At 30.2% G+C, this 17,690-nt stretch carries 18 protein-coding genes; 8 read left to right on the forward strand and 10 right to left on the reverse strand.

What is annotated here, in order from left to right:
• Positions 1-97: 97 nt before the first annotated feature.
• On the forward strand, positions 98-955 hold the full coding sequence (locus ABNT22_RS03355; protein WP_348716545.1) for a hypothetical protein: 858 nt from the start codon (positions 98-100) through the stop codon (positions 953-955).
• Positions 956-1,001: 46 nt separating this feature from the next.
• On the opposite strand, the gene ABNT22_RS03360 is transcribed toward ABNT22_RS03355, so the two are convergent.
• The 10 genes from ABNT22_RS03360 to ABNT22_RS03405 form a co-directional block, all read right to left on the reverse strand.
• Entirely contained in the window at positions 1,002-1,940 is a 939-nt protein-coding gene (locus ABNT22_RS03360) for a class I SAM-dependent methyltransferase (RefSeq protein WP_348716547.1), read from the reverse strand.
• Complete coding sequence (locus ABNT22_RS03365) at positions 1,940-2,863, reverse strand: phytanoyl-CoA dioxygenase family protein (protein ID WP_348716549.1); 924 nt, start codon at positions 2,861-2,863, stop codon at positions 1,940-1,942. Before ABNT22_RS03365 ends, ABNT22_RS03360 begins: the two co-directional genes overlap by 1 nt.
• 18 nt (positions 2,864-2,881) lie before the next feature.
• The gene (locus ABNT22_RS03370) at positions 2,882-3,811 is read right to left on the reverse strand and encodes a phytanoyl-CoA dioxygenase family protein (protein WP_348716551.1); all 930 of its coding nucleotides are present in this window, start codon (positions 3,809-3,811) and stop codon (positions 2,882-2,884) included.
• 14 nt (positions 3,812-3,825) lie between these two features.
• The gene (locus ABNT22_RS03375; protein ID WP_348716553.1) at positions 3,826-4,746 is read right to left on the reverse strand and encodes a phytanoyl-CoA dioxygenase family protein; all 921 of its coding nucleotides are present in this window, start codon (positions 4,744-4,746) and stop codon (positions 3,826-3,828) included.
• A 151-nt stretch (positions 4,747-4,897) separates the two neighbouring features.
• Entirely contained in the window at positions 4,898-6,076 is a 1,179-nt protein-coding gene (locus ABNT22_RS03380) for an ABC transporter ATP-binding protein (protein WP_348716555.1), read from the reverse strand.
• The gene (locus ABNT22_RS03385) at positions 6,076-6,843 is read right to left on the reverse strand and encodes a hypothetical protein (protein ID WP_348716557.1); all 768 of its coding nucleotides are present in this window, start codon (positions 6,841-6,843) and stop codon (positions 6,076-6,078) included. The genes ABNT22_RS03380 and ABNT22_RS03385 overlap by 1 nt, the downstream gene beginning before the upstream one ends.
• Positions 6,840-7,838, reverse strand: coding sequence for a hypothetical protein (locus ABNT22_RS03390; protein WP_348716559.1), 999 nt, complete (start codon positions 7,836-7,838; stop codon positions 6,840-6,842). Before ABNT22_RS03390 ends, ABNT22_RS03385 begins: the two co-directional genes overlap by 4 nt.
• Positions 7,831-8,775, reverse strand: a complete 945-nt coding sequence (locus tag ABNT22_RS03395) for a glycosyltransferase family 2 protein (RefSeq protein ID WP_348721663.1) — start codon at positions 8,773-8,775, stop codon at positions 7,831-7,833. Before ABNT22_RS03395 ends, ABNT22_RS03390 begins: the two co-directional genes overlap by 8 nt.
• A 15-nt stretch (positions 8,776-8,790) precedes the next feature.
• The gene (locus tag ABNT22_RS03400; protein WP_348716563.1) at positions 8,791-9,972 is read right to left on the reverse strand and encodes a glycosyltransferase; all 1,182 of its coding nucleotides are present in this window, start codon (positions 9,970-9,972) and stop codon (positions 8,791-8,793) included.
• A gap of 166 nt (positions 9,973-10,138) precedes the next feature.
• A complete protein-coding gene (locus ABNT22_RS03405) occupies positions 10,139-11,089 on the reverse strand; it encodes a GSCFA domain-containing protein (protein ID WP_348716565.1) in 951 nt (316 codons plus the stop codon).
• Between the two features lie 112 nt (positions 11,090-11,201).
• Here ABNT22_RS03405 and ABNT22_RS03410 point away from each other — a divergent pair, with 112 nt between their 5' ends.
• From ABNT22_RS03410 to ABNT22_RS03440, 7 genes are all read left to right on the forward strand, one after another.
• Positions 11,202-12,095 (forward strand): MerR family transcriptional regulator, encoded by an 894-nt coding sequence (locus ABNT22_RS03410; protein ID WP_348716566.1) that lies wholly within the window; start codon positions 11,202-11,204, stop codon positions 12,093-12,095.
• Positions 12,096-12,304: 209 nt separating this feature from the next.
• Complete coding sequence (locus ABNT22_RS03415; RefSeq protein ID WP_348716568.1) at positions 12,305-13,693, forward strand: fasciclin domain-containing protein; 1,389 nt, start codon at positions 12,305-12,307, stop codon at positions 13,691-13,693.
• Between the two features lie 73 nt (positions 13,694-13,766).
• Positions 13,767-15,230, forward strand: coding sequence for a phytoene desaturase family protein (locus tag ABNT22_RS03420; protein ID WP_348716570.1), 1,464 nt, complete (start codon positions 13,767-13,769; stop codon positions 15,228-15,230).
• Between the two features lie 2 nt (positions 15,231-15,232).
• A complete protein-coding gene (locus tag ABNT22_RS03425) occupies positions 15,233-16,078 on the forward strand; it encodes a phytoene/squalene synthase family protein (protein ID WP_348716572.1) in 846 nt (281 codons plus the stop codon).
• Positions 16,079-16,081: 3 nt separating this feature from the next.
• On the forward strand, positions 16,082-16,531 hold the full coding sequence (locus ABNT22_RS03430) for a beta-carotene hydroxylase (RefSeq protein ID WP_348716574.1): 450 nt from the start codon (positions 16,082-16,084) through the stop codon (positions 16,529-16,531).
• A complete protein-coding gene (locus ABNT22_RS03435) occupies positions 16,528-17,226 on the forward strand; it encodes a lycopene cyclase domain-containing protein (RefSeq protein ID WP_348716576.1) in 699 nt (232 codons plus the stop codon). Before ABNT22_RS03430 ends, ABNT22_RS03435 begins: the two co-directional genes overlap by 4 nt.
• Positions 17,216-17,689 carry a TspO/MBR family protein gene (locus ABNT22_RS03440; RefSeq protein WP_348716578.1) on the forward strand — a complete coding sequence of 158 codons (474 nt, stop codon included), beginning with the start codon at positions 17,216-17,218 and terminating at the stop codon, positions 17,687-17,689. The genes ABNT22_RS03435 and ABNT22_RS03440 overlap by 11 nt, the downstream gene beginning before the upstream one ends.
• Position 17,690: the final 1 nt, after the last annotated feature.

Raw genomic sequence — 17,690 nt, forward strand, 5'->3', positions numbered from 1 at the left:
TAAAATGATTTATAAGACTTTTTTTTATGTCAATAAGTTTTTTCTAAAGGTTTAAAATGATATTTTAGTGTCATCCTTAAATTATAAAATAAACCTTATGATATTCAGTTTTTTAAAGAAAAAAAAAGAGAGTGCAAAATTTAATATATATGATACTTCTTTTTCTGAAGCATCCTTTGATTATACAGTAAAAGATGTGCAAAACAGAAAGGTGGATGCTATAATTTGTAGAGAGTTAATAAACAAAGAAGAGTGTGAAAAAATAGCGAAAATCTTATTGGAAAAAGAAAAGTTCAAAAAAGGAAATAAAGGGGATATAATAAATGAACCTAAATCTATTGTATCTGCAGAATTAGATCATTTGATAACAGAATCCTACAAATCTTTTGTTCCAAAGTTTGAAAAAGTATATGAAGTAGATCTAATTGGTAAAATCCGTGATTTGTTGAAAAGGTTAAATGAAGGGAAGGATGCAAAGCAACTTATTAAGGATAATACGGATTTGATTTCTCCAGCAAATTTTAGAATGATGCCAAGTTTGTTTTTACATTGTGGTAATCAATTTAATTATGTGTTTCCAAGAAACTATAATTTTTTATCTACTCAAGTAGAGGTACATAATCACCTGAGTTATTTTATGGTCATTCAAGAGCCTGAGGAAGGGGGACGTATTACACTTTATGATATTGGTTGGAATGAAGCAGAAGAATCTGTTTTTAGAACAAGTACGATCATAACTTTAACAGGAGAAAAATTTGATTTAGATAAGAAGAATTCAAAAAGAGGTAATGTTAAATTAGACTTAAAGGCGGGTGATTTATTGATTTTCGCAGGAGGTGAAATTTGGCATCGTGTTGAAGAAGTAAGAGGTAATAGGAAGAGAATTACCTTTGGAGGTTTTTTAGGTTTTGGAAATAAGTCTAATACTAAAGACGATTTATATATGTGGGCATAAGGTTTCTTGTTTTTAGTTAAGTTGCAAAAAAAATATAGGTATATAATTATATACCCAGTATTCTTCTGCCTATTTTTCGAATTGGTTCTGGAGTTTTATGCCACAAGAGCTTAAGACCTCTTAGTTTTTCTGTTTTTATGGTTGGTGTATCTTCTCCCATGATTTTCATATACTGCTCGCGGGTAATTACGTTTTCTTTGTTAGTGTTGCTCCAAGATATAATTTCATCAATTTTTGCTCTAGTAAAAGAAGGTATTGAAGAATTTTCTCCTTTTTTATTGATTGCTAAAAAAGCTGTTCTTTGACCTGGATTGGGATAGGCAAAAGGCGGATAGTATATAGTGATTACCTCTTCGAAATATTTTTGAAACTCCTTTTTTATATAATCTTCATGAGGGGATAGTAAATGTTTATGCATTTTATTATGTTCACTATCTAGATATGACCAGGTTACACCATCAATATAAAAAGGACCACCAAAAATACCTACATTAGAGTCGTAGTGTTCTACTTTACCACTTCTGTAAAGTAAAAGATTAAAATCTATTAAAGGTAAAAAGCATAATCCTCCTGGTTTTGTCCAGGATGAAATATTCTGAACAAACTGATTAAATTCATTCATGTTTTCTACATAACAATAGGCGCCCCACATACTTGATGTTATGTCCCAACAGTTATTCCATTGAGGATATATATCCTTAAAATTACCAAGGCGAAGCTCATTAATGTTTGGGTTGTTATGTTTTGTTTTAGCAAGCATGCTATTAGATAAATCTAACCCTGCTCGATGATGATTTGGAAATTTACTTAAAAAGTATCCTGTACCACAAGCCACATCTAGCCATTTGGAATTTTTTGATAGTAACTTGTCTAAAACTTTGATTTCGAATTCAGGAGAAGTTTTGTATGCTTCATTGTGAATGAACTTATCATCATAGTTATCTGCATAATATGCATCATATAGATTATTGATTACATCTTCCATTATAGTTCAAAATTGGCTTTTAATGTGTGTAAAGGGGTATTCATGATAGCCTCCATTTCAGGTAAAGATTGAAAAGGTTGTTTTATTTCCTTTTGAGGTTTCTGAGAAATTAATTGGTCTTTCATTTGTTGGAAATTATTGATGTAGTTACCAAAAGTTCTTGCACCATAATAAGACAAATCTTCTCTTTTAAACCTGTATTTGTTTAGTTCATTATTTGTGTTGTCAAATAAAGCCATTTCAAACTCATTAACATGTTTTGGAGCATAAGTAAGTTTAAAAGCAATTCTTTTTTTAAGCCAAGAGTTGTTTGGTCTTGATGCATGTATTAAAGCTTGATCATGAATAATAACTTCTCCTTTTTCTAAAACAACGTCTATTGCGTATTTTCTTATAAGTTCATCATATACACTCGATAAATTTTCTTTTTTACCGTTACCAAGAGTTAAAAAGGAGAAAGGTTCGTGGTTAAAAGCTAATTTATGTGATTTTGGCACTACTTGTAAGCAACCGTTAGAGGGAGTTGTTTTATCTATACCAGCCCAAATAGCGAATGGTTTTTCATATTTTTTTTGATCATAAAAGGAAGGATCAATATGCCAATGAAAATTAGTTGATTTGGTTTTTTTGACTAATAAAACTGAATTGAAAAATTCATAGTCTTGTGTTAAGTATTTGTCTAAACCTTCCTTCATTTTTTTATCAAAGAAATTATATACATCAACACATTGTTCGTCAGGAGTATGTATGTTAGGTAAAGTAGAGAAATCAAAAGAGTTAAACATTTTGTCTTTAAGCATGTTTTTTGTATACTTTTTAATTTCTCGGAGTTGTTTACGATTAAAAATTTTAAGAATTACATAACCATTTTCTAAATAATCATTATTTAGTTTTTCGTCTTTAAAAATTTTCATTTTAGTCATTTAGGTTTGGTTTTAAGTTTATTTTAATTCAAATTTTGCTTTAAGAGAATCATGAGGTAACTCCATTATACGCTCCATTTCAGCAAGTGTTTTATAGGGAAGAGTATCTGAATTTAAAACGGAGTTTTTCACAAAATCATTTTCATTGACGACTGATGAGTTAGTTTCAGGATTGTAGTAACGACAGAGATTTGGAGATACTTCTGATTTGTTTATTTGATAAATATCAAGATGATTGTTTGTTCTATTGAAGTATGACAATTCAAGTTTATCTACCTTTTTGGGTATAAGAATAATTTTAAAAGCAATTCTTTTCTTTAGATACGAGTTATTAGGATGGGAAGCGTGTAAAAGAGATTGATTGTGTATGATAACTTCTCCTTTTTCCAAAGGTATATCAACAGAGTGTTTTTCAATGAGTTGATTGTATGTGTCTTTTATACTTGTACATCTTGCTGTTGAACCAATTTCTTTCAAGGGCATAGGTTCATAATCAAAACATAGTTTGTGGGACTTGGGGATAATTTTTAAGCAACCGTTCTTTTGTGTTAAATTATTGACTCCTCCCCAAATATTAATGGGAGCTTCTAGTTCTTTTTGATTGTAGAAAGAAGGGTCAATATGCCAATGAAGTTTGTCGGCTCTATTTTTTTTTATTAGAAAAGTGGAATAAAAAAATTGATAGTCTTCGGAAATGAATTCAGATATTTTCTGAGTATAGATTTTTCTAAAGAAACTATGAACTTTCAAACATTTTTCATCAGGGGTTTGAGGATTTGGTACAGTAGAGAAATTGGCTTTGTTGTGTAACCTATCCGTAACTAAATTTTTAGCCATTTTTTTAATGGTATTGCAATCATCATTTGAGAATAATTTAATTTTCACATACCCTTCTTCTTTTATTTTTTGGTTAAGAAGCTCATCTTTAAATACTTTTATTGAATTCATTATAAAAAGAGGTTTTATGAGGTTAGAATTTTAGAAAAATAATGAGAAATAATTTTTGTAGGCTTTATATCATTGATAGGAGTTTCTAATATTTCATTAATTTTTTCATTTGAAATCTTTGCTTCTGGTGAGAATGAAACCTTAAACTTAGAGAATATTGGGAATTTTGTTTGATCCGAATAAAATTCTCTTAAAGTTTTTATCACTTCGTTTCTCATTTTTTCTTTTGGAATTTCATGTACGTTTATTGTTTGTTCATCTTCATAAAAATAACTAAAAGAGAACTTATCAACGTTTGAAGGTATTAATAATAGTTTATATGCTAGCCTATCTCTAAAAAAAGAGCGATTTGGAGAAGATGAATGAAAGATTCCTTGATCATGAATAATTACTTCTCCTTTTTTTAATGGTATTGCTAATGCACGTTCTTGGATTAGTTTTTTGTAATCATATAAATGACTAATAAGAATGTTTCGGTTTGGAGCGTATGGGTAAAGAGGGAGAGCTAATTTATTTGACTTAGGAATTAATATGAGGTTCCCGTTTTTAGAGTTTGTAGATTTGAATCCAGCCCAAATGGAAATAGGTCTTCCAAACTTTTCTTCATCATAAATACTTAAATCATAATGCCAAGGCAAGCTTTGAGATCTTTTAGGTTTATTTGCAATTGTAGCATTAAGGAATTCATAACCATATAACATATCTTTGATCTTCTGATTGATTAACGACTCAAAAAAAGAATTGTAATCTAAATCATCAGCTCCATTGGTGTTAAAGCTCATTACATTATCATGATGAGGTTTCTTTTGATTTTTTATTTTTTTTCCAAACTTTTCAATTCTTCGTACCTCTTCGTTGTTAAAAAGTTTAATCTTTATAAATCCATTTTCTAGAAATTCTTGATTTAATTTTTGATCTTTAAAATATGTTTTCATTACGTTGTGATTAGTTTTGTTGTTGATATTTTAATGTCTTTATTTATAAATTCTATAAAGTAAAATGTAGTTTAGAGATAACTTTTAATCTTCTATAGCATTTAATAGTTGCCTTGATCCATATATAGTTTGGGGTGAAAATTTAATTTTGCTAATTAGTTATATTAAGTTTAAGGTTTTGTTGAGCGACAGATAGAGCTGTGCTTATTGTGAATTCAGATGTTCCATTTAATTGAATTGTGTTGATTTTTAATAGTATTTGTTTTGAGTTTATATCAAAAATATAAAATTGTAGTGTGTATATTCCTTTAATAAGTCCTGGTAAAGTAATGTTGAAAGAAACTTCGTTTTTACCATTTTTAAGATTGTATTTTTCAGATTCGTATTTTACAATATCATTTTCAGCACAAATTAATCCATAAAACTTTACGTTAACAGGATTGGTGTTGTTTAATATGTTGTATTTTATTTCGATATTCTGATTGTCATCTAGTTTGAAATTATTTGGAGAGGTACTTTTTGTATCCTTTTCGAACAAAGATGTTTTTTTCTTTTTTTCAATAATAATGAAAGAATCAATGCTTAAGTTTGGATGTATAAAAAATGAATCTTCATTGTTTTTATTCCTTTTTTCTAGATAGGTTTCTAGCGAAGTAAAAAGAACTTTTGAATTCGTTATTTCAAATACTTTCGAGATAAGGTTTTGAACTCTTGTAATATTATGAGTAACTAATACAATAGTGACTCCTTTTTGTTTTAAAATTTCTAATTGAGCTATGCATTTCTGAATGAAATTGTAATCTCCAACAGCAAGTACTTCATCCAGTAACAAAATGTCTTTTACAAAAGTAATATTGAAAGCATAAGCGAGTCTTGTTTTCATTCCAGAACTGTAGTACTTTATTGGTTTGTTAAGAGAACTCTCAGATAACTCAGAAAAAGAAACAACTTCGTTTAGTTTTTGCGAAAATTCATTTTCTGGAATTCCATGCAGTGTGCCTAATAATTGTAAATTTTCATAGCCATTGAGTTCTTGGTTAAAACCCGAGGTAAGTTCATGTATTGCATTTATAGTTCCATTGGTATAAATACTACCGCTATCAGGAGAAAGAACGCCACTTATTAGTTTTAACAAAGTACTTTTTCCTACACCATTATTTCCAACAATTGCAACGAAGTCACCCTTATATATATCAATGGATATATCTGAAAGAATTAAGTCGTTATTCAAGTTGTTTCCGCTTATAATTTTTAACAAAGACTTCAAAGAAAGAGTTTTGTTAAAAGACTTTGATACATTTTGTATTGATATGGCAATTTGATTGTCCATTATAAAATTTCTGTAATTTTTTGATTAATAGACATGTATTTGTTTTTTAAAATGATGTAAGCAAATACGCTGCTTGCTATATATAAAAAGCATAGACTGTAATTGGTATTGATGTTTGTATTTAAATATGTTTTAGATAGGTTAATAAATTGATAAAACGGATTTATAACCATATAGGATTCGAAATTAGCTGGAATAGGGAAAACAATTCCTGAGAGGTAGAATAATAAATTGAAAAACATTTTTTGACCACCAAAAATATCTTTACTACTCAGTAAAAAAGGGAGTAATAAATAAGATAGAATTGTTGAAAATATGATTAAAGGAATGCAAAATATGCATGCCATAATAAAAGACTCAAAAGAAAAAGAGCCAGAAAAAATTAAAACAACTAGTAAAATTATAAGTTTTCCAACTAACAAGTACAACGACTCAAAAAAAGCAATTCCAAAGGTGGTTAAAACATTTCGAGGGTTGTTTTTTAATACGGTAATGTATTGACTTGTTTTGATTGCGGGTTTGTTGATAATGTCAATTACAAATTGCCATAAAAACAGGCCTTGCAAAACATAAATAGCATAATTGTCAATAGTGTTGTCAATTTTTAAAAAGCCAATATCAAAGATGAGTATCCAAACCAAAGCAGTGGCGATGTTGGGTGCAAAATCCCATAAATATTTGAACCTGCTGTTTTTGTAATTCGATTTTAGGTCGAATAAAAACAATTTAAATATTGCATGAATAGAAAGTGTGTTTTGTTGATTCATTGCAAAAGGTAATTTAATGATTCTTTAAAGATTTTTAGAATGGAAGTACTTTTTCTTAAAGTTATAAGTATATGAAATAGAAATAATCCCCAAAAAGTACTTGTATGTATTGGATATATCTGAATAATTAAAAGAAGCGGGAAAAATATGGTGTAAAATTCAAATAAAAATATGGTAAACGCTCTATCTTCTCTAATGTTAAAATATACAATAGCATTGCTGAATAGCATTTTTCTTCCAAAAAGAAGTAGAAGGTATATCGTAAATGCTATTATAGCATCACTGAAAGGAGCTGTAAGTACAAGTAAACTAATAAAAGAAAAGACTTCAATAGGGAGTAATACTTTTTGTAATATTTGTTTGCCTCTTTTTGAACTGGTTTTTACAAAGGTGTTTGTATTTGATTTGATATCGTTTTTAAGATCGGCATATTGGTGATTTAAAATACCACGAACTCCAAACATAAAAACCCAAAAAATAAATAATATATATTCCAGTTGTAAAAAAAAATCAACAGGAATTAATAAGAAAAAGACAAATAAGCATGGAAAAACATGTGAGCCTAAAGAATCAGCTATGACCCCTAAAAAACCTTGTTCTTTTAGTCTTATAAAAGGTATGTAATATAAAACAAATGTAAGAATAGATAGTATATAAAAGAATAAAGAGGCTGTGTTTAAAAAAAGACAAAATAAGATGTTGATTGTTAAAGTGGTCGTTAAAATACCATAGGTTTTTGTTTTATTTAAATTTTTAAAACCATTTTTCTTACCAGCAGATGTGTCTTGTTTGAGATCAAAATATTCGCCTATAATACTCACGGTAATTGCACCTAAAACGAGTCCCAATATTATTTGAATAAAAATTTTAAAGGAAATAGGAGTGGTTACATCAGAGTTTAAAATAACCAGGTATATGGGGATTAAAATTTGTGGGATTTTATATTCCCACCAATCATATACTCTGAAAAGACGGTGTGATAATATACTAGGCATATATTTTTCTCTTTAATCTTCTTCTTGAGCCATTGATAATTGATCTCACCAAGTATCTATTGAAATAATCACTAGAAAATACTTCTAGTACTGTTTTTAGAGATTTAGCTTTTACTCCAATAATCAATTTTCTAAGTCTTGATTCAACAATTGAAGTGTTAAAGGTTTTTTTCTCTTTAAGGGTCATTAAAGGTGCAAATTTCTGTTGCATATAAATACGATCTTCAATTACACGTTCAATAAAGGCAATGTCTGATCGGTTGTCACAAACATTGTCATCAGATACGTGTTTTGTCCAGAAAATCTTGTAAGTACCACCAACTTTTTTAACAGTGTTATTTAAAATAAGGTTAATAGTCAGTTCCCAATCATCACAAATTCGAATACTTTCGTCCCAAAGCACTGATAAAGATGTTCTTCGAATCATCATTGATGAAGAAGGAAAAATACATTGCGACAGTATATATTTTCTAATGGCAGCGTTAGAAAATATAAAAACATCTTCTTCTTTTTCAGTTTCATTTTGAAAAATGGTAAGGTCAGAGAAGCGTTTGAGGTTTCCTGCAATAGATCTTGTACTTCTAGACCAATTGGAGAAGAAAAGATCAAGATTGTATTTCAGCATATAGTTTAATGATTCTTCAATGAATACAGGTTCCCAAGTATCATCAGAATCTAATGAACAAATAAAATCACCTTGAGATTTTAGGTATCCAACTTTTCGTGCATTTGCCTGTCCTTGATTTTTATGGAGTGTAACAAGCTTTATTGTGTTGAAGGTTTTTAAAACACTATGAAGGTTGTCGGATGAACCATCATCAACAACAATGATTTCGAAATTTTGATAGGTTTGGTTCAGAACAGACTCAATACTTTTTGCAATAGAGTGAGCCCTGTTGTATACTGGAATGATAACGGAAATTAACGGGTTTTGCAAAATATAGAAGTTAGGTTAGTTAAGTAAAATATTTAAGAGTTTTTCTTCAGAAGGATATTCTTTTCTTTCAATATCCAGCATCGTGCTTTTGGCATTTTGCGCAATAACCGCCCATTTACTTTTCATTTGCCAAGCACGCTCCAAGGTTTTATCAAAATCAATAGTTGTAGGTGCCCCGATAAATCCATTGTAGCTATCCTCGATTACTTCATTAGCTCCTCCTGCATCTCCCATAATACAAACTTTTCCTAAAGACATTGCTTCCAACATGACTAGAGGCATACCTTCATGTCTTGACGATAAAATTAAACCATGAGCGTTTTTCCACTCTTTTTCAAGGTCTAGTTTGAATTTGCTTATTTCTACATTTTTTAGTTGATAATAATCTATTCTGTTTTGTAAAATTTGTTGATCTATACCGCTACCTATGAGCTTTACTTTTAAAGGTCTTTGTTTCCACTTCTCTTCAGCTAATATTCTTAACAAAATATCTTGTCCTTTTTCAGATAAGTAATATCTACCAATACATAAAAAGGTAAAAGTTTCAGTATGATAATTAGTTTCTGGGAAATCTTTTAAGTTCTGAAACTTATTCGGATTGTATACTACTGTAGCATTTTCAATTTTAGAAGCAATTTGTTCTTCTGTGATTGTTTGATTGTGTTTAGACACAAAAAAATTATGTTTGGCTTCTAGAAGAGATGTTTTGGCTTTTTTGATAGCTTCTTCACCTTGAATGAAACTTGTTTCAATAACTTTTTGAGAAATAGTATAATATTCAACCCCCAATTGATTGCACGCCCAAGCATAATCCAATCCATCATAATTGATTCCTTGAGAAATAATTACTTTATCGAACTGGTGTTTTTTTAGTAGATTAATCAATCCTTTTGTTCTAAAAATTTTATTGACTAAAAAGTGAATTTTGTATCTCTCTACAAAAGGAACCCTTAGTTTAATCAGTATTTTATAGATTAATTTATAGATGAAGTTTAGGCTGTTTAAAATAGAGAAAATAGCGACGTCATTGTCTTTTAACGCTTGAATTTTAACATGCCTATGGTCAATGATATCTTTATACAATGAAACATTGTGTTTTTTAGATTTAAGTAAATAGGCTAGATTATTCCATAATTCTTCACTTCCTCCCCAGGGCTCAGAGCAACTGGAGACAATTAAAATTGAATTAAATTTCATTGGTAGTAGTTGTAGTAGTTGTGTTTTTTAGGTTTAGTTCGTTGTTTATTTTCTAAAAGTAAAGTTTTTTATGAGAAAAAGAAAGTTTCTCTTTAAGAATTAAATCACGATAGAGAAATTGAGAAGTTTCAAAAGAGAAAATCTTATCTGTTTGTATGTGCGTTCTTTAGAATTTTATTGACGGAAAACCTTTTTCAAGTGTTTCTTTTTTTTGTTGTAGCTTTTTTAAGAAAATTTGATGAGCTTCGGAGTTAGGGTTGAAGGGTCTGTGTTGTATTCCTCTTTGAATAGATTCAACTTCTCTCATGGTGTTAAAACTATTTTTGTTGAACCAAACTGAAGTAAACTTTTCCCAAATGTAATCAATGGCTGTTTGATTCGGGTGAATCATATCTTCTGCATAGAAACGATAGTCTCTTAGTTCATCCATCATAATTTCATAAGAAGGAAAGTAAAAAACACCTTTTCTTGGAGTCACAATCGTATGAAGAGCTGCAAGCAAGTGTGATTTGCTACGTTGGTTTTCTACAAAACCATCTTTGATATGTCTAACAGGCGAAACCGTAAAAATAATACTGGTCTTTGAATTGATAGATTTGATAAGAGCAATAATTGCTCCTAAACTTTCAGAAATTTCATCAATTGTTAAAATCTCTTTTAAAAAGTTTTTTTGAGGAACTTTATGACAATTAGCAACAATGAAATCTTCTGCTATTTTTCTATAAACCCATGCGGTACCTAAAGTAATAATTACGTGAGAAGCATTTTTTAAAGAAGTGATTGTTTGATGAGTAGCCTGATTTAAATTGTTTAAAAGTTCTTCTTTGTTTTGTGAACTTAAGTGAGAGTGTGTGTCAAAACAATGCCAACGTTCGTTGAGGAGAAAAATATCTTTTTCAGAGTATTCTTTTTCATTAATACTTTGCAGAAGTAAGTTTTCAATAGCTTTTGGGTGAAATAAAATACCAAAAGGGTTTTGATAAGTTTTAAATTTTAAATGATTTAATTTATTTCCAATATTTTCTGAAAAACAAGAACCTATTAACAAAATGTTTGAATGGTAATCGATGAGGTTATGTTTTTCTTGTTCTAAAGGAATTTGTGTAGATAAAATCATTATTAAAAAGCTATTTGTTATTCAAAATTAAACATTTATATAGTTAAAAAACGTTGTTTTTACTTGTTTGTTTAAAAAAGTTGTATATTTGTTTAATTAAAGCTTGAATACGTTGAACAATATTAAGACCATATTTACAATCAAAGACCTTGAAAATATCTCAGGGATTAAAGCACATACAATTAGAATATGGGAAAAGCGATATAATCTTTTCAAGCCTAATAGAACGGATACGAATATTCGTTATTACTCGACAGAAAGTCTAACGAAGTTATTAAATGTTGCGCTTTTAAATAAACACAATTTTAAGATATCGAAGATTGCAATGATGAGTGAAGATCAAATTAAGTTGAACGCGAGAGAGTTGGCGTTTAAATATGCGGTTAACGATGAAGCGATTAATTCATTTAAGTTAGCGATGTTTCAATTTGATAAAGTGTTATTTAATAGTACTTACAATAAATTATTGCATAAAAAAACTTTTAGAGAGGTGTTCAAAGAGGTATTTGTACCCTTTTTGAATCATATAGGTTTGTTGTGGCAGACAGATACACTTTTACCGGCACACGAACATTTTATATCTAACTTGATAGCACAAAAAATTCAAATAAATATTGAGAAATTAGATTACTCAACTACAAGTACTGAAATCACTTATGTGTTGTTTTTGCCTGAAAATGAAATTCATGAGTTAGGTTTGATGTATTTGAATTATGAATTGGTATTGAGAGGTTTTCAAACAATCTATTTAGGGCAAAGCTTACCACTGAATAATTTGGATTATTTTTTTGATAGTGATTCAAAAGTGTGTTTTGTAACATCGATGACAGTTCGACCTTATGATGATAAAATAGTGAATTATTTTTACGAAATAGAAGATATTTTAAAAGGAACAAATCATAGTTTAATCGCTGTTGGAAAGAAAGCAATGGATGTTTCAGATCTTGAATTTAGTTCAGATATAAAAGTGTTTTCTTCTGTGATTGAGTTGATTAAATCCTTGTAATTTTTTTTAAAGAAAATAATTTTGTTTAATATTTTTTTGTTTTTGTTAAACAGAATTTTTACTTTTGAAATGTAAATAGCCTTAAAAGGCCTATTTTTTTAACTGAATTTAGTTTGTTTAATGTTTGTGAAAAAAGAATAAACAGTCTGAGTTAACCGAAAAGCGGACTTTAAAGAATCAGAGTAGGGTAATTTAAAATAAGTAAAGTTATGTTAACTAAAAGAAGTTTCATTAAGTTCCCCCTTGTTTTAGTATTTATACTAAGTTTTTGTACTCTTACATCTTGTTCAGATGATGACAAAGTAGTGATTACGCAAACACTCGTAGAAAGGGCAATTGAAAGACCTGATTTAAGTATTCTTGTAGAAGCTTTAACAAAAGCAGATTTAGTGAGTGCTTTACAGCCAGATGGTCCCTTTACTGTTTTTGCACCTAATAACGAAGCATTTCAGAAATTGTTAGATGCGAAAGCCGCATGGAATTCGTTAGACGATATTCCAGAAGACGTTCTTCGCAGTGTGTTGTTGTATCATGTTGTTTCTGGAAAGAATACCTCGTCAGATTTATCTAATGACCAATCAATAGCAACATTAAATGGAGCTTCTGTTGTTGTAGATTTATCAGGAGGGGTAAAATTGGAAACAGTATCAGGTCAATCAATATCGGTGGTTGAAGCAAATTTAGAAGCTGCCAATGGGGTGATTCATATTGTAGAAGAGGTGTTTTTGCCTATCGAATTACCTAAAGATATTACCGATTTAGCAATCGCTTCGGATGACTTGAGTATTTTAGTAGAAGCGCTTCAAAAGGCGGACTTAGTTTCGGCGTTGCAAGCAGATGGTCCCTTTACTGTTTTTGCACCTACTAATAAAGCGTTTCAAGATTTACTTGATAGTAGTTCTGAGTGGAATACTTTAGCAGATATTCCTACCGAAACATTAAAGAATGTCTTGTTATTTCATGTGTTAAGTGAAGAGAAAAAAGCGTTAGATTTATCAGATACCTATTTCAAAACGCTGGCAACAGGGCCAAATAGTGAAGCTCTTTCTTTACAAATAGAAACTACGGGAGGGGTGGAGTTTAATGGTGATTCTAAACCAGTAATGGTAGATAAAATGGCGTCGAATGGTGTTGTACATATAATTGATAAAGTAATGTTACCTCCAAACGTTGTCACATTAGCATTAAATAACAGCGGTTTTACAACGTTAGTAGCAGCCCTAACAGATAGCAGGCACACGGTAGATTTTGTGTCATTACTAAGTATGGATGGACCCTATACCATTTTTGCTCCAACAAATGATGCTTTTCAGGCCTTATTGGATAGTAATGCTTCATGGAACTCACTGAGTGATATTCCAATTGGAACATTGGAAGCAGTATTAAAATATCATGTTTTTTCAGGAGGAAATGTGCAGTCAGACGAATTAATGGATAATCAGGAAATAACGATGTTTGATGGCAATAAAGTTACAGTTGATTTAAGTAGCGGAGCCAAATTAGAAACGGGCTCAGGACAAACTGTTGTTATTGCATTGACAGATGTTCAAGGAACAAATGGTGTAATTCATGTAGTAAGTAATGTGTTATTGCCATAAAGTATAGAAAAATAAAAGTAGAGTATAAGGCTTGTTTTCAGGGTGTTATTGGTTAAATTTATAAATAAAAATTTTGAGTAAGAAAGTACATATCATAGGATCTGGTTTTTCCTCTTTAGCAGCTGCTAGCTATTTGGCTAAGGCGGGTTATAGTGTGGTTGTTTTAGAGAAAAATAATTATTTGGGAGGAAGAGCCAGACAGTTTAAAAAAGATGGTTTTACTTTTGATATGGGGCCAACTTGGTATTGGATGCCCGATGTTTTTGAAAAGTTTTTTGCAGACTTTGGTAAAAAACCTTCAGATTATTATCAATTGGAAAAATTACATCCAGCCTATGAAGTTTACTTTGGGAAACAAGATTCAATAGTAATACCTGGAGACTTAGAAAGTATATACGACGTTTTTGAAAAGGAGGAACAAGGAAGTTCTGTTCATTTAAAGCGTTTTCTAAAACAAGCTAAGGGTAATTATGATGTAGCTGTAAAAGATCTTGTTTATAAGCCAGGACAGAGTCCATTAGAACTTGTAAACCTAGAAACCATCAAAAGACTCCATTTTGTATTTGGTAACATAAGAAATCAGGTAAGCAAAAGAATTAAAAACAAAAAACTCCTCAAAATTCTTGAGTTTCCTGTATTGTTTTTAGGTGCGAAACCACAAGACACTCCCGCTTTATATAGTTTTATGAATTGGGCCGATTTTGGCTTAGGAACTTGGCATCCAGTAGGAGGTATGTATAAAGTAGTGGAGGGGATGGTTGAGTTAGCCCGTACTATGGGGGTTGAGTTTAAAACAAATTCTAACGTACAAGAAATAACGGTTAATTCAATAGGAGAAGTTAAGGGATTGGTTGTGAATGATGAGTTTTTACCTTCAAACATCGTATTGAGTGGAGCAGATTATCATCATACAGAAACACTATTACCCTCAAAATATAAACAATACTCAGAAAAATATTGGAATAAAAAGACATTTGCGCCCTCTTCTTTATTGTTTTACGTGGGGTTCAGTAAAAAGCTCAAAAATATAAAACATCATACATTGTTTTTTGATACAGAGTTTGATGAACATGCTGAGTCAATATATGGTCCCCCATGTTGGCCTAAAGAGCCATTGTTTTACGCGAGTTTTCCCTCAGTAACCGATGGTTCTTTTGCGCCAACTGACAAAGAGGCGGCAACTTTTTTAATTCCATTAGCACCAGGAGTAGAGGATACTCCTGAAATAAGAGAAAAATATTTTGATATAATTATTGAAAGATTAGAAGAATTAACGCAACAATCTGTTAAAGAATTTATTATCTTTAAAGAGAGCTTTTGTGTGAATGACTTTGTTAAAGATTATAATTCTTATAAAGGGAATGCATACGGGTTAGCGAACACCCTTTTGCAAACTGCCTTTTTAAGACCAAAAATTAAAAGTAGTAAAGTGAAGAATTTATTCTTTACAGGACAATTAACGGTTCCAGGACCGGGTGTGCCTCCGGCATTGATTTCGGGGAAAATAGCTTCAGATTTAATATTAAAACACAACTAAATATGAAAAAGCAACTCTTTGATGAGGTTTCTTATGCAAGTAGTAAGCTCGTAACACAAAAATATAGTACATCCTTTTCGTTGGCAACAAGAATGTTGTCACCAAAAATACGTGCAGCAATCTATAATATTTATGGTTTTGTTCGTTTTGCAGATGAAATAGTAGATTCTTTTCATGATTACGATAAAGAAGCATTACTGTTAAAGTTCGAGAAAGAGTACTTTTTATCGAAACATATGGGGATTAGTTTGAATCCTATTATGAACTCATTTATTCATACAGTAGTGAGTTATAATATATCGGATCATCTTGTACAGGCTTTTTTGAAAAGTATGAAGGCAGATTTATACAAAACCGAGTACCAAACTAAAGAAGAATACGAAGAGTATATTTACGGATCTGCAGATGTTGTTGGGTTAATGTGTTTGAAAGTTTTTGTGAATGGAGATCAAGAGAAGTTTGATGAGTTAAAAGATGCTGCGCAACGATTAGGATCTGCATTTCAGAAAGTCAATTTTCTTAGAGATTTAAAAGACGATTATCAAGAACTAAATCGTTCTTATTTTCCAAATGTCAATTTCGGTGATTTAAACGAAAAATCTAAGCAAGATATTATTGAAGATATTGAAAGGGATTTTGAATATGCTTATAAAAATGGAATTTTGAAACTTCCAGTAGAGGCAAAGTTTGGGGTGTATATGGCTTTTAGATACTATAAAAGATTGTTGAAGAAATTAAAGGCAGTGCATCATTCAAAGATCATGGAAACAAGGGTGCGTATTTCGAATCCGATGAAGATAAATTTATTGGCAAGAAGTTATGTCAAGTATAAATTAAACTTAATTTAATTAATGTTTTTTGCAATAGTTACCATAGCAACATTTATAGTAATGGAAGGCGTTACTTGGTGTACACATAAATATGTAATGCACGGTTTTGGTTGGTATTTACATGAAGACCACCATCAACCGGGGTATCCACATGTTTTTGAAAAGAATGACGCTTTTTTTGTTGTTTTTGCGATACCGAGTATGTTGCTGTTTTTCTTTGGTATACGTCCAGAGCTTAATTTTTTGTTTTTTATAGGGTTGGGAATATTACTGTATGGTATTGCGTACTTTTTAATACATGATGTGTTAATCCATAGACGTTTCAGGTGGTTTGATAGAACTACCAATTGGTACCTTAGAGGATTGCGAAAAGCGCATAAAGTACATCATAAACATTTAGGAAAAGAAGAAGGAGAATGTTTTGGTATGTTGTTCGTACCATTCAAATATTTTAAACAGTATAAAAAGTGAATCAATACGTATATCTAATATTAAACTTAGGTAGCTTAAGTATTCCATTGTTATATAGTTTTTTAGAAAAGAAATTTCATTTTATTCAATATTTTAAAATTGCTTTTTTAAGTATTGTTGTAGTTGCAATTCCTTTTTTAATATGGGACGGAATATTTACAGCAGAAGGTATTTGGGGGTTTAATTCCGATTATTTTTTAGGAACAAAAATCTTTAAAATGCCAATAGAAGAATGGATGTTTTTTTTCTGTATACCTTATGCGTGTTTATTTACACATGAAGTTTTAAAATATTATTTACCAAATTTTAAACTAACCAAATCAGTAACCGTACTGGTAAGTGTATTGTTATTATTAATTGTTTTTTTCTTACTTGTATTCAATCTAGGTAAGTGGTACACAACTGTAAATTTTGTGTTTTTCTTAGGATTGTTATTATACAGTTTAAAAAATCACTTAAAATCATTACAAGAATACCTGCCTAGTTTTATAATCATTTTGCTTCCATTTTTTTTAGTCAATGGAATTTTAACGGGAAGCTTTATTGAGAATCCAGTGGTATGGTATAACAACAATGAAAATTTAGGATTTAGATTGTTTACAATCCCTTTTGAAGATGTTTTTTATGCCTTCAATTTATTGTTTTCAATCCAATTAATCTTTAATCATTTAAAAAAGAAACAATTTGAAAGATAATAAATACATACGATTTCTAATATTCTTAATAACGAATTTTCTAGCCTTGGCTATTGGAGTTTGGTTAATGAACGACGGACCAAGAACAGATTGGTATTTATCATTAAATAAAGCACCATGGACTCCAGCAAATTGGGTGTTTGGTGCGGCCTGGACAACCATCATGTTACTGTTTTCAATCTATATCACAAGAGTAAGTTTTACCTATGCTTATTTAGCTAAGAAGTTACTACTACTTTATGGAGTACAATGGATTTTAAACGTAGGATGGAACTATGTTTTTTTTAATCAACATATGATTGTTTTTGGTTTGATAATTATTATAAGTCTATGGTTGTTAATAGGGTATTTCACCTTTGAGCACCTAAAAAAAGTAAGAGGGTACACATTATTTATACTACCTTATTTAATATGGATGACCATAGCTACAAGTTTGAATGCATATATAGTTTTAAACAATTAAT

The organism is Tenacibaculum sp. 190130A14a, assembly GCF_964048965.1.
GTDB classification, from domain to species: Bacteria; Bacteroidota; Bacteroidia; order Flavobacteriales; family Flavobacteriaceae; genus Polaribacter; species Polaribacter polynesiense.